We start from the raw sequence: 22,714 nt of genomic DNA on the forward strand, positions 1-22,714 counted from the left end.
GAACCCGGAGGGCGCCGGACTGGGGCCGACATCCCCGAAGCCTGGAAGCGGCACAGTGCTTGTTCGGGCAGGAGGCCGGGAGTGGCAGGTACGGCCATAAAAAACCGGGCGCCCACCGCAGCAGGCACCCGGTTGTCAGGCTGAGGAATCAGGCCCAGGGGTTGAGGACGACCTTGATGCAGCAGTCCTGCTTGTCGCGGAAGGTCTTGTACAGCTCGGGCGCCTGATCGAGCGAGGCACGGTGGGTAATGACGAAACTGGGGTCGATCTGACCGGCTTCGATGCGGCCCAGCAGACCGGGAATATAACGGTGAGTGTGGGTCTGGCCCATGCGGAAAATCAGGCCCTTGGCAAAGGCCGCGCCGATGGGCATCTTGTCCACCAGACCGCCGTACACGCCCGGCATACTGACGGTGCCGCCCTTGGCACAACTCATGATCGCCCAGCGCAGCGCCGTGATCCGGTCGAAGGTCAGTTTGAGGTTTTGCTGCACCTTGTCCATGGTGGAGCCGGGGCCATGGCCGTGGGCTTCCATACCGACCGCGTCGATCACATGGTCGGGCCCACGTCCGCCAGTGGCTTCGCGCAGGGCGAGCAGCACGTCCTCCTGCTCATAGTTGATGGTCTGGCAGCCGGCGGCTTCGGCCATTGCCAGGCGCTCGGGCACGCGGTCGATCACGATGACGTGCGCGGCCCCGAGCATCTGGGCGCTGCGGGCGGCGAACTGACCGACCGGCCCGGCACCGAATACGGCCACCACGTCGCGGCCCGGCACGATGTTGCACTGCTCGGCGGCCTGATAGCCGGTGGGGAAGATGTCGGTCAGGAACAGCACCTGCTCGTCTTTCATCCCCGACTCGATCTTGAACGGCCCCACGTCGGCGAACGGCACGCGCACGTACTGGGCCTGCCCGCCCGCGTAGCCGCCGTACATGTGCGAGTAGCCGAACAGCGCCCCGCCGCTGGTGGCGCCGTAGAGGGCCTCGGCCATGCGGTGGTTCGGGTTGGAGTTGTCGCAGGCGCTGAAAAAGCCGCGTTGGCAGGGGTCACAGACCCCGCAGGCGATGTTGAAGGGCACGACCACCCGGTCGCCCACCTTGAGCTTCTTGACCTCACGGCCGACCTCGACCACTTCGCCCATGAACTCGTGGCCGAGAATGTCGCCGGTCTCCATGCTGGGGATGTACCCGTCGAGCAGGTGCAGGTCCGAGCCGCAGATGGCAGTGGAAGTGATTTTGACGATGGCGTCGGTGGGCAGCAGCAGCTGGGGATCCGGAACCGTTTCGACACCGACTTTGTTGACGCCTTGCCAGACTATTGCTTTCATACCAGGTCTCCGCGTTTGTTGGGGGGGGTGAGGGCGGCGCGGCCACTGCTCTGGCCCTTGGCCGTGGGGGCGTGGCCGAGTTCCTGCTCACGCTTGAAGCGCATGAGGTCGTCGCGCAGTTGCTGTGAAGGCTCCTCATTGAACATGCGGGCAATCACGGCGCCGGCGCTGCCGCCCGGAGGCCGGTAGGTCAGGCGAACCACGACCTCGGTGCCCCGGTCGCCGGGCGCCGGGCGGAACAGCACCTCGCCGCTGTTCTCGATCTGGGCACCCGGCAGTGAGCGCCACGCGATACGTTTGCCTGGCTCGTCGGCCGTCAGCTCGGCCTCCCAGCTCACGGTCCCCAGCGGCGCGGGGGCCTGAACAGTCCAGCGCGAGCGCTTGTCGTCCAGCACTTCCACACTCCTCAGGTGGGTCATCAGCTGCGGGAGTCCGGCCAGGTCGCGCCAGATGGCGTAGAGCTGCCCGGCAGGTTGACCGATGGTGACGGCGTCGCGGACCACGGTTTCACCATCGTCGTTCTGCTCGATCTTGAGGGCCGTCGCCAGCGGGTTCTGTCCCCGCGCGGCCACCGCGATCAACCCGGCCCCCAGCCCGCCCAGGACCAGTTTTTCCAGTCCCGAACGGCTGCGCAGTCCGGCGGCGGCGAGGGCCGCGCCCACCGCGCCGGTGATGGAGCGTTCCAGCGGTTGCATGGTCGCACCCGGCGAGGAATTCGGACCTGTCGCGCCCGCACGGTCAGCAGGCTGCTCCCTGTTCCAGTTCGTCATGCAAGGAAGTAGAGGCGCTGACCGCCGATTCAATGGGTCACTGTGTCACTGTGTGTGAAGTCTCACAAGGGGACATGGCCACATGGCTGCTCCGGTGTCGCCCTGGCCCACCTGCCGCCACCGGCCCGGCTCTGAACTCGCACGCGGGTCCGTGTTCGCAACCCGGCGGGGAACGCCTCCTTTTTTTCGGGTGGGGCGAGGCGCATGATTCAGACCTATGACTTCCCACACCCGCACCTACAGCTGGGCCGACCCCGAGTTCGACCCCGAAAAGATTAGGCACCTCAGCGGTCTGGAATATCTGCAGGCCATCGCGCGGGGTGAGCTTCCGGCGGCGCCCATCGGGGCCACGCTGGGGATGGAGCGGCCCCGGCCCGAGGACGTGCAGGAAGGGCGCGTGGTGTTTCGCTTGAAGCCGCAGAACTTTCAGTACAACCCCATCGGCAGCGTGCATGGCGGCGTGTATGCCACGCTGCTCGACTCGGCGGTGGCCTGTGCCATTCACACGACTCTGCCCGCCGGGGCGACCTACACCACACTCGAACTCAAGGTGAACTACATCCGCCCGCTGATAGCCGGGGGACCCGAGGTGCAGGCCATCGGGCAGGTCGTCCACGTGACGCGGCAGACCGGCGTGGCCGAGGGGCGCATCGTGGACGATCAGGGGCGCATCTACGCCCACGCGACCACGACGTGCCTGATCATGCGTCCGCCCCGGCACTGACCCGGAACCGAAAAAACCGCTGAGGCCCCCTTTTTCGGGCGCTCAGCGGTTTTTTCGGTACTCGCTCCGCTCGGTTAATCTCAAGATTAACTTCGAAGTACTTACTTCTGCGGCTCGTTCACGATCACGATGCGGCCTTCGGGCTGGGCATTCAGCGTGGGGTTGGCCTTGAGGTAGCTCACCAGCACGTCCACGTCGAGGGTGCCGGTTTCGAGCTTGGGCGCGTCCTTGAACATGCTGAAGCCGTCGCCGCCCGCCGCCGTGAAGTTGTTGGTGGCGACCTTGTAGGTGCGGGCGTCGTCAAGCGGCTGGCCGTTGAGGGTGACGGCGGTCACGCGGCTGCCGGCGGGCCGGGCGAGGTCGAAGGTGTAGCTCATGCCGCGCGAGACGTGCAGGAACTGGCCCTTGTTCTGGTCCCAGGTCGCCACGCCGTGTTCGAGTGCGGCTTTCAGTTGCGCCCCGGTCAGGTTGATGATGGTCAGGGTGTTGCCGAAGGGCTGCACGGTAATCGCTTCCTCGAAGGTCACCGGCCCCTGGTCGATGCTGGCGCGAACCCCACCGCCGTTGACGAGGGCCAGCTCGGCCCCGGCGTTTTGCCCGGCGAGCAGCGCGGCGTCGGCCAGCACGTTCGCCATGGTGCTTTCGCGGCGGCGCACGACTTCACGCGCACCGTTCAGCGGGCTGGCCGCCGTCGCCACGACCTGCTGGCGAAGGTTGGCGATGGGCACCGCGAGCGTCTGAATCATGCGGCGGGTCGTGTCGTCCTCGGGGATGTCCTGGCTGACGGGAATCGGGTTGCCTTCCCAGGCGGTCACGGCCCCGGCGTCGTCGAAGGTCACCTTGAGGCGACCGAGCACCTTGCCCCATTCCCAGGCGGCGACCAGCAGCGTCTTGTTGCCGTCGGGGTTCTGGACGATGGTGGGGTAAGGTCCCTCGGACTTGGGGAAGTCCTTGTTGTCGAAGGTGCCCAGCAGGGTGTGGCTGTGACCGCCCACGATCACGTCGATGCCCGGAACGGCGGCGGCCACCTGCTGCTCCACCGTGTACCCGAGGTGCGAGACGAGCACCACCTTGTTGACCCCCTGGTCACGGAGCTGCTCGGCACTGTTTTTCAGCGCGGTCATCAGTTCGAGCATCTTGACGTTGGGGCCGGGGCTGCTGAGTTCGGGCAGGTCGGGGGTCACGGCGCCGATCACGCCCACCTTGTCGCCGCCGATGCTCAGCACCACGTAGGGCTTGACGAGGTCTTTCAGCAGCGGCTCGGCGCTCACGTCGATGTTGGCGGCCAGCACCGGGAACTTGGCCTTCTGGGCGAAGCGGGCGAGGGCCGCCGGGCCGTTGTCGAACTCGTGGTTGCCCACCGCCATCGCCTGATAGCCCTGATAATTCATGAACAGCACGTCGGCCAGGCCCTGGTAGAGCGTGTAGAACAGCGTGCCCTGGAAGGTGTCGCCACCCGAGAGCACCAGCGGGTTGGGGTCGCTGGCGGTGAACTGCCGGACCAGCGTGGTCTGACGCGAGTAGCCGCCGTAGGTGTTCTCGCCCACCTTGCTGGGTTCGAGGTGGCCGTGCAGGTCGTCGGTGTGCAGCAGGGTCACCGTCAGGGGCGCGGCGGCCGCGTTCCCAAAGGCAGCGGAGCCGAGCAGGGCCGTCAGAAGCAGAAAGGATTTTTTCATCGCGTCAAGTTTAAGGCTTCTTATCAGGTGCCGGTCAGTGGCCCCGGTGTCGGAGATGCGCCATCTGGCCCATGCGCCCGCGCCGGGGCTGCCTTCACACTGCGGGCATGGCTGCTTTTTCCCCACCTGTTCCGTTTGACCCCGCCGCCGCGTCTCCAGGCCAGCGCCTCGCCGTGGGGCAACTGCTCGCCGCCTGCTACGCCCTCGCTTATCCGCAGGACCCGCCGCTGCTGCCGGAGCGGGAAGCCGAGGGACTGCTGCAACCCGCCCCCGACGAGGCAACCGACCATTTCGTCGTCTGGGACGGGGACACGGCCCTGGCCTACGCTTCGCTGCGTTCCAGCCGGTCGCAGAATCTGCACAAGGCGCGGGCGCAACTTCTCGTTCACCCCGACTGGCGGCGGCGCGGCCTCGGGCGGGCGCTGGCCGGGGTACTGGGGGCACACGCCCGGACCCAGGGAAAGACGGCGGTCACCTTTTTCACCATCAATTTCGCGCCTGCCGGAGAGCCGTTCGCCCGCTCGTTGGGGGCGCGGGTGGTGCTGGAAAACCGGACCAGCCGCCTCGACCTGGGGGCCGTCTCGCCGGAGCTGCTGCGCGACTGGCAGCGCCGCCCTGCGGAAGACCCGTACCGCCTGCACCTGTGGGACACCGTGCCCGACGAGTACCTGCCCCGCGCCGCCGACCTGATGATGGTGATGAACACCGCCCCGCGTGCCGACGCCGGGGAGGAGGACTGGATTGTGACACCCGAGATGGTGCGCGGCTGGGAGGCCGAGGTCGCCGCTGCGGGCGAGCGCCGGCTGCTGCTGGCCGCCGAGGACACCCGCACGGGCGAACTCGCCGCGTATACCGAAATCTTCTGGAGTCCCGAACGCGCCGCCCTCGTCTATCAGGGGGCCACCGCCGTGCGCCCGGCGGCGCGGGGGCAGAAGCTCGGCAAGTGGCTCAAGGCCGCCATGCTGGACGCGGTGCGGGCCGAATGTCCGGGCGCCCTCTGGGTCCGCACCAACAACGCCGAGGAAAACGCCGCCATGCTCGCCATCAACGTGCAGCTCGGCTTCCAGCCCTGGGCGCAGACGCTGGAGTGGCAGCTCGGGGGGCAGGGGTGAGTCGCCTGATTTTCGTGACCGGCGGCGCCCGCAGCGGCAAAAGCTCGTATGCCGAGCGCCGCGCCGCCGCGAGTGGAGGGGCAGTCACCTATCTCGCCACTGCCCAGGCCTTCGACGACGAGATGCGCGAGCGCATCGCCCGGCACCGCACCGACCGCCCCGCCGGGTGGCGCACCGTGGAAGAACCGCTGGACGTGCCCGGGCAGGTGGCACAGATGCAGACCGACGTGCTGCTGCTCGACTGCCTGAGCCTGTGGGTGAGCAACATGCTCCTGGCCGACTGGACCGAGGATGAGATGCTGGCAGCCACGGAGCAGCTTCTGGCGGCCTGCGCCCGCGTGCCCACTGCCATTCTCGTCACCAACGAGGTCGGCCTGGGCATCGTGCCCGACAATGCGCTGGCCCGGCGCTACCGCGACGTGCTGGGACGGGTCAACCAGCGCTGCGCCGCCGCGAGCGACGAGGCATTTGTGCTGGTGAGCGGCCTGACCGTGACGCTCAAGGGAGAGAAGCAGGGCGTCTGAAAGATTGGGAAGGACGCCAGCCGTCCCCCTGACAAGGAAAGACCTCTCCGGCGCGGCGTGCACCCGGGGAGGTCTTTCTGAGCGACTTCGGCCCAGCGTCAGAACGCCGGAACGATGGCCCCGCCGTACTTCTTGTTGATGAAGGCCCTCGTTTCCTTGCTCTGAAGGGCCTTCACCAGCTTGAGGTAATCGGGGTTCTTCAGCGTGGCGGGCTTGGCGGCGAGCACGTTGGCGTAGGGGCTGTTCTTGTCTTCCAGTTTCAGGGCGTCTTTGAGGGGATTGAGGCCCGCTTCGAGCGCGTAGTTGGTGTTGATGACGGCGGCGTCCACGTCACCCAGGGCGCGGGGAAGCTGCGCGGCTTCCAGTTCGCGGAACTTCAGGCGCTTGAGGTTGGTGGTGATGTCGCGCACGGTCGCGCTGATGCCCGCCGAGGGCCTCAGGCGAATCAGCCCGGCCCGCTCCAGCAGCTTCAGGGCGCGGCCACTGTTGCTGGGGTCGTTGGGCAGGGCGATGGTGGCGCCGGTTTTCAGCTCGCTCAGTTTCTTCACGCGGCGGCTGTAGACGCCCATCGGCTCCACATGGACCTTCGCTCCGGCCACGATACCCAGCGGGCGGTTTTTCTGAAAGCTGCTGAGGTAGGGCACATGCTGAAAAAAGTTCACGTCGATGCTGCCATCGGCAAGGGCCACGTTGGGCTGCACGTAGTCGGTGAATTCGCGGATTTCCAGCTTGACGCCTTGCTTGGCAAGCAGGGGCTTGACGAATTCCAGCAGCTCGGCGTGCGGCACCGGACTGGCCCCGACGCGCAGGGTGCCCGCCGCAGCGGTGGAGAAGGTGGAGGAAAGGAGGAGGGCGGCCAGAATCAGGGATTGACGCATGGTGGATTCCTTTGTGAAAAGAGGGATGGGATTCTTAGAGCATTTGACAAAAAGACGCAACGTCTTTTTGGCGAGCGGACTGGGACAGCTCGCAGAGAGCGAGTGCAAAACACTGAGCAGGGCGGACTTGCAAAGCTGCGAAGCAGAGAATGGAGTGATGCGGGGTGCCGTTCCGCGCATCACGTAATTCGGAGAACTGCTCTAAAACGCCGGAATGACGCTGCCGCCGTACTTTTTCAGCAGCCAGGCTTTGGCTTCCGGGCTGGTGAGCGCCGCCGCGAGCTTCTTGAGGTCGGGATTGTTCAGGTTGGCCTTGGTGGTCGCCAGAATGTTGACGTAGGGGCTGCTTTTGCCCTCGTGGAACAGGGCGTCCTTCGTCGGGTTCAGGCCGATGTCGAGCGCGTAGTTGGCGTTGACGATGGCGGCGTCCACGTCCTGCAAGGAGCGCGGAAGCTGCGCGGCTTCGAGTTCGCGGAACTTCAGGCCCCGGACGTTGCTCACGATGTCTTTCGGCGTGGCGTTCGCCCCCGCCCCGGCCCGCAGGCGAATCAGGCCCGCTTTTTCCAGCAGCAGCAGGGCGCGGGCCTCGTTGCTCGGGTCGTTGGGAATGGCGATGGTGGCGCCCTTTTTCAGCTCGGTGACCTTGCCCACGCGCTTGCTGTACAGGCCCAGCGGCGGCAGGTAGATCTTTTTGACCGGCACGATGCCCAGGGGCCGGTTTTGCTGAAAGGCGTTCAGGTACGGCGCATGCTGAAAGAGGTTGGCGTCCACGCTGCCTTCCCCGAGCGCCACGTTGGGCTGCACGTAGTCGGAAAATTCGCGGATTTCGAGTTTGACGCCCTGCCTGGCGAGGATGGGCTTGACGAATTCCAGCAGTTCACCCGCCGGAACCGGCGTCGCGGCGACGCGCAGGGTGCCTGCACTGGCGAGGGAAGTCAGGGCGAGGGCGGTCAGGGAAAGGATATGGCGCATGGTCGGCTCCTTGGAAAGCGTGGGGGAGGTCGGCCTCTCCCGGCGTGTGTCGGAAAGAAGGTGGCGGTTTGGCCGGATTTATTGGCAGTTCAGCGGTGGTCGGCGCGGGCGGCGGCGCGGTCGCCCAGCCACTGCGCTCCCTGCACCAGCAGCAGCAGGACGAGGACGGTGGCGATCATCACGCCGGTCTCGAAGCGCTGGTAGCCGTAGCGAATCGCCAGGTCGCCCAGCCCGCCGCCGCCGATGGCCCCGGCCATGGCCGAGTACCCGATCAGGCTCACGAGCATGACGGTAAACGAGTGGATGAGGGCGGGCCGCGCTTCGGGCAGCAGCACCTTGCTCACCACCTGCCCGGTGGTCGCGCCCATTGCCCGCGCCGCCTCGGTCACGCCGTGTGGCACGCCTTGCAGGGCGCCGTCCACCAGCCGGGCGACGAAGGGAATCGCGGCGATGGTGAGCGGCACGATGGCGGCGGTGGACCCGATGGACGTGCCGGTGATCAGCCGGGTCAGCGGAATCAGCAGCACCAGCAGGATGATGAACGGCAGGCTGCGCCCGACATTGACCAGGGCGTCGAGCACGCCGAACACTGCGCCGTTCGCTTTCAGGCCGCCGGGCCGCGTCAGCGTGAGCAGCACGCCCAGCGCCACGCCCAGCACCTCTGCGATCAGGGCAGCGGGCAGCACCATCCACAGGGTTTCCAGCGTGCCCTGCCACAGCAGCGGCCCCAGTTCGGCCCAGGTCATGCCGTTCATGCGCTCACCTGCGTGGGGGTCCAGATGCCCGAAGGCCGCAGCAGCGTGGACAGGTCGCCCGCGTCCTCACGGACCACCAGCCAGGCGTCCACGCCCTGCGGGTGCGCCTCGGCCTGCACCAGCCGCGCTCCCAGCCGCGCCAGTGCCGCCAGGGTCGGGGCGCCGAGGTCGGGCAGGTTGACGTGCCTCAGCACCTCTCCGGCCCCGAGCTGCACCTGGGGGCGGTGCGCGTCCAGCAGGGCGCGGGTCACGTCGTGCTGCGGCTGGGCGAGCAGCGTGCGGGTCGGGCCTTCCTCCACCAGTCGCCCCCGGTCCAGCACGGCGACGTGCGTGGTCGCCGCCCGCACGACTTCCATCTGGTGCGTGACGATGACGAGGGTCAGGTCGCGCTCGCTCTGCAAGCGGGTGAGCAGGTCCAGAATCCCGGCGCTCGTCTCGGGGTCGAGGGCACTGGTCGCTTCGTCGGCCAGCAGCAGGTCGGGGCCGGTCACCAGGGCGCGGGCAATGCCCACCCGCTGCTTTTGCCCGCCGGAAAGCTGCGCGGGGTAACGGCGGGCGAAATCGGCCAGCCCGACCTGCTCCAGCAGTTCCAGCGCCCGCTGTTCCCGCTGCTGCCGGGGCTGCCCGGCCAGTTCGAGCGGCAGGGTGACGTTGCCCAGCACCGTGCGCTGCGCGAGCAGGTTGAAGTGCTGAAACACCAGCCCGGTGCGCGCCTGACGCTGGCGCTGCCCGGCGCGGTCCAGCCGCGTCACGTCCTGGCCCTGCACCAGCAGACGCCCCGAATCGGGCGTTTCCAGGCCGGAAATCAGCCGGACGAGCGTGCTTTTGCCCGCGCCGCTGCGCCCGATGATGCCGGTGCGGCTGCCACGCGCGACGGTCAGGGTGAGGTCACTCAGGGCCGGAACACTCTGGCCGGGATAGGTTTTGCCGACGCTTTCGAATTGAAGGGCAGCGGGGGAAAGTGGGGTCACGGGGCGGGCCTCCGGGGGCAGGCGGACAGGAACACACGAAACGGGCGTCCCCTTCCTGGACGAAAAGAAGTCTGGAAGGGGACGCCTGAAGCAGTCATCCGTTGGAACCTGCCCACTGCCCTGTGGCGGCGGGGGAACACCCTTCCTTTATCGTTCCCGCCGCGCTGCCCATCGTCGGGCCTGCTCGCTCGGGTCTGGAAAGCACCGCTGCCGTGATGAGGGCCGGTTGCTGCGGCGGTCATGGGGCCAGGTCCCTGCGCCGACTCTGGATAAAGGTGACCCTGCAGGAAGCAGAAGTCAGGGACAGACTCTAGGAAAAACGACGATTCTTGTCAACTGTGAGGAGGCACAGAGAGGAGGCAGAGAAATGCTGCGGGCCGCTGCTGGCGCGACGTTCCCGCGGCTCCTGAAAGATTCCTGTTCTGTGGGTTGCCCTACCCTGTCCCCGATGAAGCTTGCCGACGCCCTCGCCATGCCGCTGGGCCGCGCCGCCTTTCTGACCCCCGACGCCGAGGCGCAACTGGTCGGACCGGGGGGCGCCCTCGCCTCGCAGCTCGCCGCGCTCTCGGACGGCGTGGGCGAGGCGCTGCGAACCCTGCTGGAGCAGCGGGCCGACCTGCCGCCGCGCCCGGCGCTGCCCTGGACCCTGCTCACCGAGGGAGAGCACCCCGGCTGGTCGCTGCTGGCGCTGAGTGACCCGCCCGCGCTGCCGCCTGCTGCGGGTGCCTGGCTCGCGGCGCATCTGGCCGGGGCGCGTCTGGTGATGCCTGCCTCGCAGCGCCGCCGGGCCGCCGGGCAGGTGCCGCAGATGGCGCAGGCTCCCACCTGGGCCGAGCTGCTGGCCGAACGCAGCGCAGCGCAGGCGGCCCAGGCCCTGCTGGGACACTGGGGCGTGCTGTCGGCCTGTGTGGGCCTGAGCGGGCGTCACCGCCCCCACGCCGCCGCGCTCTTGCAGGCCGAGCTGCTGGGGGAGCACGGCGCCGCACTGACCCGGCCTGAACCGCTGGCCGTCGCCGCGCTGTGGGCCGTCCTCTGGCCGCTGCATGGGGGGCTGCCGCGTCCTGGTCAGGACCAGGTGCTGCACCTGACCGCGTCTCTGCGCTCTGCGCCGCAGAGGTGCGGCCCACTGCCCACCGAAGGCGAACTCGCTGACCTGCTCGCTGCGTCGCTGCCTGGTCTGGACGCTGCCCAGATTGAAACGGCGGCGCGGGCACTGCACCGGGGCGAGGCCGGAAACGTGGACCCCGGCAGCGGCGTGTGCCTGAGCTGTCAGCCGGGAGCAGTGGCCTACTGGCTGCGACGGCGGCGCGAAGTGCAGCTCATCACCTGCGGCGGCCCCGCTGCGGCGATGAGCAACCGGGTCTGGACCTGGGCGGAGGAAGGTGGGAAGGGCTGATAGAGGTTTGAACAATCGGTGCAGGACTGCTCCTGCTGCCCGCCCCGGACGGTGAGCTGCTGGTCGGCCCCGTCAGTACACGCCCCCCGGCGTCTGCTCCGGCGCTCCGTCCCGGAATGCGGCGGCCAGGGACCGGGCGGCGCGGGCGAGCAGGGTGGTGTCCACCCCCACGGCCACGAAGGTCGCGCCGAGGGCCAGGGAACGCCGCGCCAGCCGCTCGTCGGCACTCAGAATCCCCGCTGCTTTGCCCGCGCCGACAATCCGGGTCAGGGCGCCTTCGATGGCCTGCACCACGTCCGGATGACCGGGCTGGCCCAGATGTCCCAGACTGGCGCTGAGGTCGGCGGGGCCGATGAACACGCCGTCCACACCGTCCACCGCCGCGATGTCGTCCAGGTTCTCGAGGCCGGTGCGCGACTCGACCTGCACCAGCAGGCACACCTCGTCGTTGGCCCGCGTCAGGTAGTCGGGCAGCGCGTTCCAGCGCGAGGCGCGGGCCAGCGCACTGCCCACCCCGCGAATCCCCTGCGGCGGGTAGCGGGTGGCCTGCACCAGCTGCCGCGCCTGTTCCGCCGTCTCCACCATCGGCACCAGCAGCGTCTGCACGCCGAGGTCGAGGTACTGCTTGATGAGGTGCGTGTCGCCCACTGGGGGCCGCACGACGGGCGTGACTGGGTAGGCCGCCAGCGCCTGGAGCTGCGCCAGGGTGCGGCGCACGTCGTTGGGCGCGTGCTCCCCGTCGATCAGCAGCCAGTCGAAGCCCGCGCCCGCGCAGATTTCGGCGCTGTAGGGGTCGGCCAGCCCCAGCCACAGGCCGATCTGGGGCCGCCCCTCGGCCAGCGCGTGCTTGAAGGCGTTGTGCAGGGGGTCCGGCGTCACGGGTTGCAGCATGGCCCGAGCATAATACGGATTCCGCTTAATTCCTGCACAGTCGGGAAAGCGCCGCCTGTGCATCCATATCGCAGAATCCGTATTTTTTCCTACTCGCATCCGCTCGGATTGAATCTGGTCGTTTCAGATTCAATCGGAATCCGTATAAGCGACAGCCGCCGTTACCAGGGGGAAAGCAAGAAAAACCCCTCCGCAGGGGAGGGGGACTTGCAGGGCTGGGAGCCTCAGGCGGTGGGCGCAGGGGCCGGAACGACCGCCGGGCCGCCTGCCCGCGCCACGGCGTCGCGCACCACGTCGCCGGTGATGAGTTCCTGGCTGAGCAGGGCGTCGGCCACCTCGTGCATCGCCTGCTTGTACTCGGAGACGATCTGGCGCGAACGCTCGTAGGCGGCGTTCAGGATGCGTTTGACATCCTCGTCCACCAGTTGTGAGGTGTGTTCGGAGAACATCTTGGGCTTGCCCATGTCTTCGCCCAGGAACACCGGGCCGCCGCCGTCGGTCTGGAGGGCCATGTTGCGGAAGTTCTCGCCCATGCCCCATTCCAGCACCATCTTGCGGGCGATGTTGGTGGCCTTGCGGAAGTCGTCGGCGGCGCCGCTGGTCACGCTGCCCATGAAGACTTCTTCGGCGGCGCGGCCCCCGAGCGCCACGACCAGCTGGTTTTCCAGGCGCTCCTTGCTCATCAGCACCTGCTCTTCGGGCAGGTAGAAGGCGGCGCCCAGTGCCCGGCCACGCGGGATGATACTGACCTTCTGGAGCTTGTCGCTGCCCGGAATCACGGCGGCGGTCACGGCGTGTCCGGCCTCGTGGAAGGCGATGGCCCGTTTCTCGGCGTCGCTGATGGTGAGCGAGCCGTTTTCCAGGCCCAGCGTGATCTTGTCGAGCGCCCGGTAGAAGTCGCTCATGTCGATCTTGGTCTTGCCGATGCGGGCGGCTTCCAGCGCGGCCTCGTTGGTCACGTTCTTGAGGTCGGCGCCCGAGAAGTACGGCGTGCTCTTGGCGATTTCCGGCACGTCCACGCCTTCACCCAGCGGCTTGTTGCGCAGGTGGACCTTCAGAATCGCCTCGCGCTCCTTGAGGTTGGGCAGGTCGATGGTCACCTGACGGTCAAAGCGGCCCGGACGCAGCAGCGCGGGGTCGAGCACGTCGGGGCGGTTGGTGGCGGCCAGCACGATCACGCTGCTCGACTTGTCGAAGCCGTCCATCTCGGACAGGATCTGGTTGAGCGTCTGCTCGCGCTCGTCGTGACCGCCGCCGATGCCCGCACCGCGCTTGCGCCCGATGGAGTCGATTTCGTCGATGAAGATGATGGCGGGCGCGCTCTTGCGGGCGTCCTCGAACAGGGTCCGCACGCGGCTGGCCCCCACACCCACGAACATTTCCATGAATTCCGACGCACTCACCGAGAAAAACGGCACGTCGGCTTCACCGGCCACGGCGCGGGCCAGCAGCGTCTTACCCGTTCCGGGAGGGCCGACCAGCAGCACCCCTTTGGGAATCTCGGCGCCGATCTGGTGGTACTTGGCAGGGTTTTTCAGGAAGTCCACGACTTCGATGAGTTCGCGTTTGGCTTCCTCGTGTCCGGCCACGTCGGTGAACTTGGTGGGCACGCGGTTTTCTTTGCCGTACTTCTTGGCCTTGCTCTGCCCGAACTGCATCACGCCGCCCTGACCCCCCTGGGCACGCGCGAAGAAGAAATACATCATCCCGAACAGCAGAATGATCGGCAGGAAGTTGATCAGGATAGAAAACCACTGGCTGGGCGCCTCGAAGCGGTAATCCACGCCCCTCTCTTCCAGCTGCGGAATCAGGGTGCTGTCGGGCGTGGCCTGGTTGCCGGGCAGCCGCACGGTCAGGTTCTCGACGCCGTCGCGGGCGACCTGTCCCTGCGGGGTGATGACGTTGACCTTGCCGGGTTCCTTGAGCAGCACGCTCGCCAGGTCCTGGCGCACGGTGACGCGCTCGACGCGGCCCTGCTCGAGCAGGGACTTGAATTCGTTGTAGTTGACGGTGTACCGCCCGCTGCCGGGCAAGTTCAAGAACATCAGGAACAGGCCGAGGACGAGCAGGACGATGATCCAGGGATTGAGCCGCTTCAACAGGGGTGCCTCCAGAGGCGAAGGGGAAAAACAGGAAAGAAAAACAGAGCAGAAAAGGGGGACAGGGCGCACGAATGCGCCATAAGTTGAGTCTACCAGACTCAAGGTTCATTGAGGTGTCCAGGCTCACATGTGCCCGGACCGTACGCTTTGACGCGGCTCCGAGGTTGGCCCCGCTACACTACGGAGTGATGATTTCTGTCGATGCCACCTGGGAACAGGTCAAAGAAGCCCTGTCCGGCGACGATTATGCGGTTGCGTTCGACACCCTGGAACAGGCCATGCGTGAGGCCGCTCCCCCGGTCCGGGCCGAGCTGGCGCTGCGGCTGGCCCACCTGCACTCGCTCTACGGCGACCCCGCGCAGCCGGACGTGCGCCGCGCCCTGAACCAGGCCTACGCCGCCGACGCCTCGCTGCGCTCTTCGCCTCTGGCCCTCGCGCTGGAAGCCGAACTCGCGGCACGGGCGCAGGGCACGGCGGTCATTGCCGCCGAACTCGTCACCGACCCGGACCCGCTGGTGCGGTACCACGCCCTGTGTGCCCTGGCGCTGAGTGCGCGGCCCCAGGAGGCGCTCGACGTGGCCTTGCCCGCCGCCGAGCTGCCGCCGCATCTGCGCTGGCGCCTGCGCTCCTGGCAGGCCGACGCCCACGAAGCGCTGGGCCAGAGCACCGAGGCCGCGCTGCTCTACGCCGAGGCCGCGCACCTCGCTTCCGGCCTCAACCGCGCCGTGATGCTTCAGGAGCAGGCCGCGCTGCTGCTGCAACAGGGGGACTTCGAGAACGCCCGGCAGGTGCTGGAACGGGCGCGGACGCTCTACGCCGGGCCGCGTCCGGGGACCGACCCGAACGAGGAGGGCCTGAACCTCGCCACCTGGCATTACCTGATGGCTCAGGTGCGGCTCAACCTGGGCCAGCCCGAAGCCGCGCAGGAGGACATCCGCGAGGCCGCCCGCCTGGAAGGGCTGTACGGCGACCCCAGCTACGGCGTGGCGCTGGTGCAGGGGCAGGTGCTCAGCCACCTGGGACGGCTGGAAGACGCGCTGGCAGCGTTCGAGCAAGCACTCGCCCGCGCCGCCGACCCCGACCGGCCCTACGCCAACCACGAACTCGGCGTGGCGCTGCTCGACCTCGACCGCCCGCTGGAGGCCCGCGAGAAGCTCGAAGAAGTGCTGCTCGTTCCCGACTACCCCTTTCACCCCGAAGTGCTGGCCGACATCGCCGAGTGCGACTACCGGCTGGGCCGCCTGCCCGAAGCGCAACTGGAGGCGGAACAGGCCCTCGCTCAGGGCGCGGTGGTTCCGGCGAGCGTGGTGCTGGGCAACGTCGCGCTGGACTACTACCATCTCGACGACGCCCTCGACCACTACGAGCGGGTGGTGCGTGAGGCCGCCCACGGCACCCGCGACTGGGTGGTGGGCCACCAGATGGCCGCCGACGTGATGGCGCAGCAGGGCTTCCCCGACCCCGCCGCCGCCTACGCCCACGCCCAGCAGGCGCTGGAACATACGCCGGAAAGCGACGACTGGCACGTCACGCTTCGGGACCACCTCAGCCGGGCACAGGCCCTGATGGGCCGTTCGGCTGGACGAACGCTGAACTGACCCTCAGACTTCCGGCCCGCGTCCTGTTTCCTGCACTTTCCTGGACGGTCTGCCTCTTTTTCCAGTTTTTCGAGTTCTTCCAGGCGGGCCGGGCGAGGCGCCGCGTCTCCTCATGCTACTTTTCTCCGATGCCGGAATGCCGCATCGTCGTGGCTGTGCCTGCCCGCGACGAGGGCGAGGGCGTCGTGGCGACGTTGCGCGCACTCGCCGGGCAGCGGGGCGCCCCGCCTTTCGACACGCTGCTGCTGATCAACAACTCGCAGGACGACACGGCGGCGCAGGCCCGGTCCTTTGCCCGGCGGCGCCCGGAATTTTGTCTGCACGTCCATGAAACGGTCCTGCCCCCTGCCGAGGCCAACGTGGTGGGTGCCCGCCGAGCGGCCCTGGACTGGGCGGCGGCGCGGGCCGGACCGGGGGGAATCGTCGTCAGCACCGACGCCGATACCTGGGCCTCTCCCGACTGGCTGGCGGAACTGCTGCGTCCCCTGCTGGCGCCGGGCAGCGCGGTGCAGGCGAGCGCCGGGCGCATCCTGCTGCGGGCCGAGGAACGGGCAGCCCTGCCCGGCCCCGTGCGCCGCACCCACCTGCTCGACACCGGCTACCGCGACGCGGTGTCGCGCCTGCGTGCCCGCGTGTCGCCCGACCCGCACGACCCGGCCCCCCGGCACTGGCAGCACTTCGGGGCCAGCCTCGCGCTGCGGGTGTCGGCGTACCGGGCGGCAGGCGGAGTCCCTGCCGTGTCCTGCCTGGAGGACCTGGCGCTGGTCCGGGCGCTGGCGCGGGCCGACCTGCCCCTGCGTCACACGCCCCGGGCGCGGGTCTACACCAGTGCGCGGCTGCGCGGGCGGGTGCCGGTGGGCCTGTCCACCCAGCTCGGCGAGTGGCAGCGTGGGCCGGAGCACTGGCAGGTGCCGGGTGGCGCCGAGGTGCTGCGGCTCGCCCAGGCGGAAGCGGCGCTGCGCCGGTGCTGGCAGGCCCGCCGGTCGTCTCCGGAGATGGCCGCCCTGTGGTTGACAGGGGAGGCGGCTCTGAATGCCGCCGTGCGTGCCCCGCGCTTCGGGCTGGCGCTCGAACAGGCCCACGCCGCGCGGGAAGCGGAAGGCGCGTGGCACCGCACTTTTGCTCCCGTTCCCGTGCAGCGGGCTTTGCAGGAAGTGCGGGCGCTGCTGGAGAGACTTCAATGAAAGGCGAGACCGGCTCTCCAGAATTATACGGATTCCGATTGAATCTGAAACTACCAGATTCAATCCGAGCGGATGCGAGTAGGAAAAAATACGGATTTCGCGATATGGATGCACAGGCGGCGCTTTCCCGACTGTGCAGGAATGAAGCGGAATCCGTATGAAAGCAAAAAAAGCCCCTCCGCTGGGGAGGGGAGAAGCCGGGGAAAGGAGGTTCTACTGCGCGTCCGGGTGCCGTCCGGTGTCGTGCAACGCAACGGGTTTGTGCCCACGCACGCGCATGTTGAGAAGTTCGACCATGATGGAAAAGCCCATCGCAAAGTAGGTGTAGCCCTTGGGAATCTTGAAGTGGAAGGCTTCGGCAATCAGGTTGACGCCGATGAGCAGCAGGAAGGAGAGCGCCAGCATCTTGACGGTCGGGTGACGCTGCACGAATTCCCCGATGGGCTTGGCGGCGAACAACATAATCGCCACTGTGACCAGCACCGCCATGACCATCACGCCGATGTCGTCCACCATGCCGACCGCCGTGATCACGCTGTCGAGGCTGAACACGATGTCGAGCAGCATGATCTGCCCGATGATGGCCGCGAAGCCCGCCTTGCCGATGGCCGCAGCGTTGCTCGCGTTGTCGCCTTCCTGATGGGGACCTTCGAGCTGCTCGTGCATTTCCTTGGTGGCTTTATAAATCAGGAACAGGCCACCGAAAAACAAAATCAGGTCTTTGCCGGAAAAGCCGCGCCCGAACAAACTGAAGAGTTCGTTTTTCAGGCTGACCACCCAGCTGATGCTGGCGAGAAGCAGCAGGCGGGTAATGGCGGCGCCGAGCAGCCCGATGGTGCGGGCGCGGTCACGCTGCTCGGGCGGCAGCTTGCCCGCCAGAATGCTGATGAAAATCACGTTGTCCACGCCGAGCACGATTTCGAGCAGCAGCAGGGTTCCGAAGGCGAGCCAGGCTTCAGGCTGACTCATCCAGGCAAAAAGGGTTTCAAACATGCGTCTCCGGGAAGGGGGGCCTCAAGGGGCGCGAACAAGAGGGACGGTCTGTAAAAAGGCCGACAGAAACGCGCCCGCTGACCACTGGGCCAGGGGAGGCGCGGTTCACCCATCCTTCGGGAGAAGTTGTGCACGAATCATGTCGGTTGGATGAAGGGCGTTCATCTGGCAAGGGCGCGGGCAACGGCCTAACGGCAGCCACTCGCCGTCAAAGCAAAGCGGGCGGCGAAGCGGCAGGCCCCGTCTGCTGCGGAATAAAAATCGCCTTCTCGGGCGCCTGGGGCGCGTTCTGGGCGCAGGCGGTCAGCAGGGTCAGCAGCGAAAGGGTCAGGGCGAGCAGCGAGCGGTTGGGCGTTTTCATGAAAGACCTCGGCGCGGTACAGGGGAGAGGCAGTGTGGCAGACGGGGCAAAAAGGGGATGGGACAGCGGGCCGCAAGTGGCAGTGAACCGGGCAGAACATGGGGGCAAGGAAGTGGACCTCATTCTGCGCCTGCCCGCTGAGGAGACACTCTAGATTTTGAAGTCGGTGCAAAACAGCCCCTGCCGGGTCGTGTCGGGGGGTGTAGGGGGCGGGTGTTCTCTGGACATGCCGGAGCAGGGGGAAACATTTGCTGTAAAATGAAACTCAAGTTCGCCAAATGAAAAACGCCCCCATTCCCTCTGCCAGGAGACTGCCCATGACCGACCTGAAGCTGCCCGCCGGAATGACCATCACCGCGCCCGTGAAGCCCGAGTACGCCGAGATTCTGACGCCCGAAGCCCTCGCGTTCGTGGCCGAGTTGCACCGCCGCTTCGAGCCGCGCCGCCGCGAGCTGATGAAAAAGCGTGAGGAACGCCAGCAGCGCCTCGACGCGGGCGAACTGCCCGATTTCCTGCCCGAAACCGCCGAGATTCGCGCCGGAGACTGGAAAATCAGCCCGTTGCCCGACGCGCTGAAAGATCGCCGCGTAGAAATCACCGGGCCGGTGGACCGCAAAATGATCATCAACGCGCTCAACTCCGGCGCGCGGATGTTTATGGCCGACTTCGAGGACGCGAGCAGCCCCACCTGGGACAACTGCGTGCAGGGCCAGATCAACCTGCGCGACGCGGTGCGCGGCACCATCAGCCTGGAGCAGAATGGCAAGAGCTACCAACTGAACGACAAGACCGCCACCCTGCTCGTGCGTCCGCGTGGCTGGCACCTGCCCGAAAAGCATGTGCAGGTGAACGGCGAAATCGTCTACGGCGCGTTCTTCGACTTCGGGCTGTTCTTCTTCCACAATGCCAAAGAGCAACTCGCACGTGGTGCAGGCCCCTTCTTCTACCTGCCCAAGATGGAGTCGCACCTCGAAGCGCGGCTGTGGAACGATGTCTTCAACTACGCCGAGGACACCATTGGCGTGCCACGCGGCAGCATTCGCGGCACGGTGCTGATTGAAACCATCGTGGCGGCGTTCGAGATGGACGAGATTCTGTACGAACTGCGCGAGCACTCGGCGGGCCTGAACTGCGGGCGCTGGGACTACATCTTTTCCTACATCAAGAAGCTGCGCAACCACCCCGACCGCGTGCTGCCCGACCGCGCCAAGGTCACGATGGCCGTGCCCATGATGCAGAACTACTCCAAACTCGCCATCCAGACCTGCCACAAGCGCGGCGCTCCGGCCATCGGCGGCATGAGCGCGTTTATCCCGGTCAAGGGCGACGAGGCCAAGAACGCGGCGGCCTTCGAACAGGTCAGGCTCGACAAGGAGCGCGAGGCCAACAACGGGCACGACGGCACCTGGGTTGCCCACCCCGGCATGGTCGCGCTGGCCACCGAGGTGTTCGACCGGATCATGCCCGCGCCCAACCAGATCGACTCGGACAAGCAGAAGGACTTCACGCTGACCGCCGCCGACCTGCTGACCCCGCCCGAAGGTGCCCCCACCGAGGCGGGCGTGCGCATGAACATCAACGTGGGCATTCAGTACCTCGCGGCTTGGCTGCGTGGCAGCGGGGCCGTGCCGATTCACAACCTGATGGAAGACGCCGCCACCGCCGAAATCAGCCGGGCGCAGCTGTGGCAGTGGCTGAGGCAGGGCGTCAAACTCGAAGACGGACGCACGCTCGACCAGAACCTGTTCGACCGCCTCTACGCCGAAGAAGTGCAAAACCTCGGGGCCGACTTTGCCGACGCCGCCGACCTGTTCAAGCAGACGGCGACGGGCGACACGCTGGCCGAGTTCCTGACGCTGCCCGGCTACGAGCGCCTGGCGTAACTGAAATGACGTGACCGGGGTGGGGAAGACGCATATGCCTTTCCCACCCCATGCCCTTTTTCTTTTTTCCTGGGAGATTCCATGAGCCACAAGACCCTGCCCCTGACCGACCACTACGATGTCAAGCGCGGCGAAGACGGCCACCGCTCCCTGCGCCCGCTGGTGCGCGGCTTCAACCTCACCCGCATTCCGCTGCTCAACAAGGGCACCGCCTTTACCGAACAGGAGCGCGAGGAACTCGGCCTCGACGGGCTGCTCGCGCCGCAGGTGGACAGCATCGAGGTGCAGGTGGAGCGGGCCTACCGCGAGTTTCTCCAGCAGGACACGCCCCTGGGCCAGCACGTCTACCTGCGTGACCTGCAAGACCGCAACGAGGTGCTGTTCTACGCGCTGCTTTCCCGGTACGTGGAAGAAATGCTGCCCATCGTCTACACCCCCACGGTGGGCGACGCGGTCAAGACCTTCAGCCAGATTTACCGCTACCCGCGCGGCCTGACCCTCAGCCCCCGCAACATCGAGCGGGCCGAGCAGGCGCTCGCCAACGTGCCGCTCAACGACGTGCGCATCATCGTGGCGACCGATTCGAGCGCGATTCTGGGCATCGGGGACCAGGGCTTCGGCGGCATGGCGATTTCCATCGGCAAGCTCAGCCTCTACACGGTGGCGGGCGGCGTCGGCCCCGACAAGACCCTGCCCACCGAACTCGACGTGGGCACGGGCCGCCAGGATCTGCGCGAAGACCCCCATTACCTCGGCGTCAAGCACGAGCGGCTCAGGGGCGAGGACTACTTCGCCTTCATCGACAAATTTGTCGAGGCGACCATTCAGCGCTATCCCAAGGCGATCATCCAGTGGGAGGACTTTGCCAAAGACGCCGCTTTCGACGTGCTGGAGCGCTACCGCCGGGTCGTGCCGAGCTTCAACGACGACATTCAGGGCACGGGCGCGGTGGTGCTCGCCGGGGTGCTCAACGCCTGCCGCCTGAAAGGGGAGACGTTGGGGCAGCAGGTCGTGGTCGTTCACGGCGCGGGCGCGGGCGGGGCCGGGGTCGCCGCCGCCATCCGCGAGGGCATGAAACGCGAGGGCCTGACCCCGGACGAGATTTCGCGCCGGGTGTTCGTCCTCGACTCGCGCGGCCTGCTCACCGACGACCGCTCGATGGAGGCGTACAAGAAGCCGCTGGCGACGCCCAAAAGCCACACCGACGGCTGGCGCGGCACCGACCTGCTGAGCGTCGTTCAGGAGGCGGGGGCCACCGTGCTGCTCGGCCTGTCCGGCGTGCCCGGCACCTTCGACGAGCTGGTGGTGCGGGCAGCCCTCGCCAACACCCCGCGCCCGCTGGTGTTTCCGCTCTCCAACCCCACCGCGCACTCCGAGGCGCTGCCTGAAGACCTGCTGCGCTGGACGAACGGCGCGGCCATCGTCGCCACCGGCAGCCCCTTCGCGCCGGTCGAGCACGGCGGGCAGACGTTCGACATTGGGCAAGGCAACAACGCCTTCATTTTCCCCGGTCTGGGCTTCGGCGCGATTCTGGCCCGCGTGCGCGAAATCACCGACGAAATGGTCACCGAAGCCGCCTACGCGCTCGCGGCCTACACCGCCGAACACCACCCGCAGCGCACCTACCCGCCGGTGGCCGAACTCTCGCCGGCCAGCATTCAGGTGGCGGTGGCGGTGATCAAGCAGGCGCTGAAAGACGGCGTCGCCACCGAGTTCAGCCTGCGCCCCATGGACGACGCCGAACTGCGGGCCTTCGTGGAGCGCAAATTCTGGCAGCCGAAGTACCTGCCCTACCGTCCCTGACGGGATTGTTAAGAACCTGAAGGTCACCTAAGGCGTATAACAGGGCCGACAGTTTGTCCCCTTCTCCCTGCGGCAACATCCTGTCGGCAGGGAGTGTTCGTTTCTCATCAGGAGGCCCCATGTCCTCATCTTCCAAGAACTTTTCCCTCGTGCCTACCCTGCTGCTCAGCCTCGCGCTGGGAGTGGCGTTCGGCGTCTTTTTCCTGTTGCTGTTTGGCCCGGCGGTCAAGCGCAACGCCGCCGCGCAGAGCGGTCAGGTGACGGCCCAGACCAGCCAGACCCAGCAGGCCAGCCAGAGCGGTCAGGGCAGTGCTGACGGCCAGGGCGCAGCCGCGTCGAGAATGCCCACCGAAGGGTCGAACACCACCCAGGCGGCCACCCAGACCAAGGTGGCGGCCCGGACCTACGACTACTTCACGGCGGATACGGGCGCGGCCCTGTACGCCGAGGCCTGCCAGAGCTGCCACATGCCCGGCGGCAAGGGGGCCAACGGCGGCGGCGGCAGCTACAACTACCCGGCGCTCGCCGGAAACGCCAAGCTCGCCAGCGCCGCCTACGTGCAGAGCATCGTCCTGAACGGCAACGGCGGGATGCCGGGCTTCGCGCACTACCTCAGCGACGAGCAGATCGCCAAAATCGTCAACTATGTCCGCACCGAGCTGAACGACAACGCCGACGAGGTCAAGGCCAGCGACATCGCGCCGCTGCGTCCCCCGGCGGAGAAGGAACTGACGTTCGGTGAGTCGGCGGGCTGAGGCCCCGTGCCACCCACAGCAACAAATTTGAACACCCTT

At 67.2% G+C, this 22,714-nt stretch carries 19 protein-coding genes, 1 pseudogene and 1 riboswitch; of the genes and pseudogenes, 9 read left to right on the forward strand and 11 right to left on the reverse strand.

Annotated elements, in window-relative coordinates; all coding sequences use genetic code 11:
* Nucleotides 1-148: 148 nt before the first annotated feature.
* Together G6R31_RS15045 and G6R31_RS15050 are read right to left on the reverse strand one after the other, a co-directional pair.
* Nucleotides 149-1,327, reverse strand: coding sequence for a zinc-dependent alcohol dehydrogenase (locus G6R31_RS15045; protein WP_017869441.1), 1,179 nt, complete (start codon nt 1,325-1,327; stop codon nt 149-151).
* Nucleotides 1,328-1,476: 149 nt separating this feature from the next.
* Nucleotides 1,477-2,097: pseudogene (locus tag G6R31_RS15050) on the reverse strand (SRPBCC family protein); the annotation flags it as partial.
* A gap of 217 nt (nt 2,098-2,314) precedes the next feature.
* Here G6R31_RS15050 and G6R31_RS15055 point away from each other — a divergent pair.
* Nucleotides 2,315-2,821, forward strand: a complete 507-nt coding sequence (locus tag G6R31_RS15055; RefSeq protein WP_017869443.1) for a hotdog fold thioesterase — start codon at nt 2,315-2,317, stop codon at nt 2,819-2,821.
* 101 nt (nt 2,822-2,922) lie between these two features.
* Here the strand turns inward: G6R31_RS15055 and G6R31_RS15060 are convergent, their stop codons facing one another.
* The gene (locus G6R31_RS15060; RefSeq protein WP_017869444.1) at nt 2,923-4,497 is read right to left on the reverse strand and encodes a bifunctional metallophosphatase/5'-nucleotidase; all 1,575 of its coding nucleotides are present in this window, start codon (nt 4,495-4,497) and stop codon (nt 2,923-2,925) included.
* Between the two features lie 107 nt (nt 4,498-4,604).
* On the opposite strand from G6R31_RS15060, the gene G6R31_RS15065 reads away from it, so the two are divergent.
* Together G6R31_RS15065 and cobU are read left to right on the forward strand one after the other, a co-directional pair.
* A complete protein-coding gene (locus G6R31_RS15065; protein WP_025566811.1) occupies nt 4,605-5,609 on the forward strand; it encodes a GNAT family N-acetyltransferase in 1,005 nt (334 codons plus the stop codon).
* A complete protein-coding gene (gene cobU / locus G6R31_RS15070; RefSeq protein WP_017869446.1) occupies nt 5,606-6,133 on the forward strand; it encodes a bifunctional adenosylcobinamide kinase/adenosylcobinamide-phosphate guanylyltransferase in 528 nt (175 codons plus the stop codon). The genes G6R31_RS15065 and cobU overlap by 4 nt, the downstream gene beginning before the upstream one ends.
* Nucleotides 6,134-6,231: 98 nt before the next feature.
* Here the strand turns inward: cobU and G6R31_RS15075 are convergent, their stop codons facing one another.
* The 4 genes from G6R31_RS15075 to G6R31_RS15090 all read right to left on the reverse strand — a co-directional run bounded on the left by G6R31_RS15075 (nt 6,232) and on the right by G6R31_RS15090 (nt 9,709).
* Nucleotides 6,232-7,011: a MetQ/NlpA family ABC transporter substrate-binding protein gene (locus tag G6R31_RS15075; RefSeq protein ID WP_017869447.1), complete on the reverse strand. Its 780-nt coding sequence runs from the start codon at nt 7,009-7,011 to the stop codon at nt 6,232-6,234.
* A gap of 201 nt (nt 7,012-7,212) precedes the next feature.
* Complete coding sequence (locus tag G6R31_RS15080; RefSeq protein ID WP_017869448.1) at nt 7,213-7,983, reverse strand: MetQ/NlpA family ABC transporter substrate-binding protein; 771 nt, start codon at nt 7,981-7,983, stop codon at nt 7,213-7,215.
* A gap of 89 nt (nt 7,984-8,072) precedes the next feature.
* Nucleotides 8,073-8,729: a methionine ABC transporter permease gene (locus tag G6R31_RS15085; RefSeq protein WP_025566808.1), complete on the reverse strand. Its 657-nt coding sequence runs from the start codon at nt 8,727-8,729 to the stop codon at nt 8,073-8,075.
* Between the two features lie 5 nt (nt 8,730-8,734).
* Nucleotides 8,735-9,709 carry a methionine ABC transporter ATP-binding protein gene (locus tag G6R31_RS15090; protein ID WP_017869450.1) on the reverse strand — a complete coding sequence of 325 codons (975 nt, stop codon included), beginning with the start codon at nt 9,707-9,709 and terminating at the stop codon, nt 8,735-8,737.
* Between the two features lie 144 nt (nt 9,710-9,853).
* Nucleotides 9,854-9,985: riboswitch (SAM riboswitch) on the reverse strand.
* Between the two features lie 172 nt (nt 9,986-10,157).
* Between G6R31_RS15090 and G6R31_RS15095 the strand changes: the two genes are divergently transcribed.
* Entirely contained in the window at nt 10,158-11,105 is a 948-nt protein-coding gene (locus G6R31_RS15095) for a hypothetical protein (RefSeq protein ID WP_017869451.1), read from the forward strand.
* A 72-nt stretch (nt 11,106-11,177) separates the two neighbouring features.
* Here the strand turns inward: G6R31_RS15095 and hpaI are convergent, their stop codons facing one another.
* Entirely contained in the window at nt 11,178-11,996 is an 819-nt protein-coding gene (gene hpaI / locus G6R31_RS15100; protein WP_017869452.1) for a 4-hydroxy-2-oxoheptanedioate aldolase, read from the reverse strand.
* Between the two features lie 224 nt (nt 11,997-12,220).
* The gene (ftsH, locus tag G6R31_RS15105) at nt 12,221-14,095 is read right to left on the reverse strand and encodes an ATP-dependent zinc metalloprotease FtsH (RefSeq protein ID WP_017869453.1); all 1,875 of its coding nucleotides are present in this window, start codon (nt 14,093-14,095) and stop codon (nt 12,221-12,223) included.
* Between the two features lie 191 nt (nt 14,096-14,286).
* Between ftsH and G6R31_RS15110 the strand changes: the two genes are divergently transcribed.
* Together G6R31_RS15110 and G6R31_RS15115 are read left to right on the forward strand one after the other, a co-directional pair.
* Nucleotides 14,287-15,696 (forward strand): tetratricopeptide repeat protein, encoded by a 1,410-nt coding sequence (locus G6R31_RS15110; RefSeq protein ID WP_017869454.1) that lies wholly within the window; start codon nt 14,287-14,289, stop codon nt 15,694-15,696.
* A 128-nt stretch (nt 15,697-15,824) separates the two neighbouring features.
* Nucleotides 15,825-16,880: a glycosyltransferase family 2 protein gene (locus G6R31_RS15115; protein ID WP_017869455.1), complete on the forward strand. Its 1,056-nt coding sequence runs from the start codon at nt 15,825-15,827 to the stop codon at nt 16,878-16,880.
* Nucleotides 16,881-17,093: 213 nt separating this feature from the next.
* On the opposite strand, the gene G6R31_RS15120 is transcribed toward G6R31_RS15115, so the two are convergent.
* Together G6R31_RS15120 and G6R31_RS15125 are read right to left on the reverse strand one after the other, a co-directional pair.
* On the reverse strand, nt 17,094-17,873 hold the full coding sequence (locus G6R31_RS15120) for a TerC family protein (RefSeq protein ID WP_017869456.1): 780 nt from the start codon (nt 17,871-17,873) through the stop codon (nt 17,094-17,096).
* A 208-nt stretch (nt 17,874-18,081) separates the two neighbouring features.
* Nucleotides 18,082-18,234, reverse strand: a complete 153-nt coding sequence (locus G6R31_RS15125) for a hypothetical protein (protein WP_017869457.1) — start codon at nt 18,232-18,234, stop codon at nt 18,082-18,084.
* Nucleotides 18,235-18,551: 317 nt separating this feature from the next.
* Between G6R31_RS15125 and aceB the strand changes: the two genes are divergently transcribed.
* The 3 genes from aceB (at nt 18,552) to G6R31_RS15140 (ending at nt 22,675) form a co-directional block, all read left to right on the forward strand.
* A complete protein-coding gene (gene aceB / locus G6R31_RS15130) occupies nt 18,552-20,117 on the forward strand; it encodes a malate synthase A (RefSeq protein WP_017869458.1) in 1,566 nt (521 codons plus the stop codon).
* Between the two features lie 81 nt (nt 20,118-20,198).
* Entirely contained in the window at nt 20,199-21,920 is a 1,722-nt protein-coding gene (locus G6R31_RS15135; RefSeq protein WP_017869459.1) for an NAD-dependent malic enzyme, read from the forward strand.
* Between the two features lie 119 nt (nt 21,921-22,039).
* Nucleotides 22,040-22,675, forward strand: coding sequence for a cytochrome c (locus G6R31_RS15140; protein WP_017869460.1), 636 nt, complete (start codon nt 22,040-22,042; stop codon nt 22,673-22,675).
* Nucleotides 22,676-22,714: the final 39 nt, after the last annotated feature.

It is taken from the genome of Deinococcus wulumuqiensis R12 (genome assembly GCF_011067105.1).
GTDB lineage: Bacteria > Deinococcota > Deinococci > Deinococcales > Deinococcaceae > Deinococcus > Deinococcus wulumuqiensis.

Coding starts and splice junctions, on each gene's coding strand:
- G6R31_RS15045 (WP_017869441.1), bottom strand. CDS start 1,327: ATGAAAGCAATAGTCTGGCAAGGCGTCAACAAAGTCGGTGTCGAAACG.
- G6R31_RS15055 (WP_017869443.1), top strand. CDS start 2,315: ATGACTTCCCACACCCGCACCTACAGCTGGGCCGACCCCGAGTTCGAC.
- G6R31_RS15060 (WP_017869444.1), bottom strand. CDS start 4,497: ATGAAAAAATCCTTTCTGCTTCTGACGGCCCTGCTCGGCTCCGCTGCC.
- G6R31_RS15065 (WP_025566811.1), top strand. CDS start 4,605: ATGGCTGCTTTTTCCCCACCTGTTCCGTTTGACCCCGCCGCCGCGTCT.
- G6R31_RS15075 (WP_017869447.1), bottom strand. CDS start 7,011: ATGCGTCAATCCCTGATTCTGGCCGCCCTCCTCCTTTCCTCCACCTTC.
- G6R31_RS15080 (WP_017869448.1), bottom strand. CDS start 7,983: ATGCGCCATATCCTTTCCCTGACCGCCCTCGCCCTGACTTCCCTCGCC.
- G6R31_RS15085 (WP_025566808.1), bottom strand. CDS start 8,729: ATGACCTGGGCCGAACTGGGGCCGCTGCTGTGGCAGGGCACGCTGGAA.
- G6R31_RS15095 (WP_017869451.1), top strand. CDS start 10,158: ATGAAGCTTGCCGACGCCCTCGCCATGCCGCTGGGCCGCGCCGCCTTT.
- hpaI (WP_017869452.1), bottom strand. CDS start 11,996: ATGCTGCAACCCGTGACGCCGGACCCCCTGCACAACGCCTTCAAGCAC.
- G6R31_RS15110 (WP_017869454.1), top strand. CDS start 14,287: ATGATTTCTGTCGATGCCACCTGGGAACAGGTCAAAGAAGCCCTGTCC.
- G6R31_RS15115 (WP_017869455.1), top strand. CDS start 15,825: ATGCCGGAATGCCGCATCGTCGTGGCTGTGCCTGCCCGCGACGAGGGC.
- G6R31_RS15120 (WP_017869456.1), bottom strand. CDS start 17,873: ATGTTTGAAACCCTTTTTGCCTGGATGAGTCAGCCTGAAGCCTGGCTC.
- G6R31_RS15125 (WP_017869457.1), bottom strand. CDS start 18,234: ATGAAAACGCCCAACCGCTCGCTGCTCGCCCTGACCCTTTCGCTGCTG.
- aceB (WP_017869458.1), top strand. CDS start 18,552: ATGACCGACCTGAAGCTGCCCGCCGGAATGACCATCACCGCGCCCGTG.
- G6R31_RS15135 (WP_017869459.1), top strand. CDS start 20,199: ATGAGCCACAAGACCCTGCCCCTGACCGACCACTACGATGTCAAGCGC.
- G6R31_RS15140 (WP_017869460.1), top strand. CDS start 22,040: ATGTCCTCATCTTCCAAGAACTTTTCCCTCGTGCCTACCCTGCTGCTC.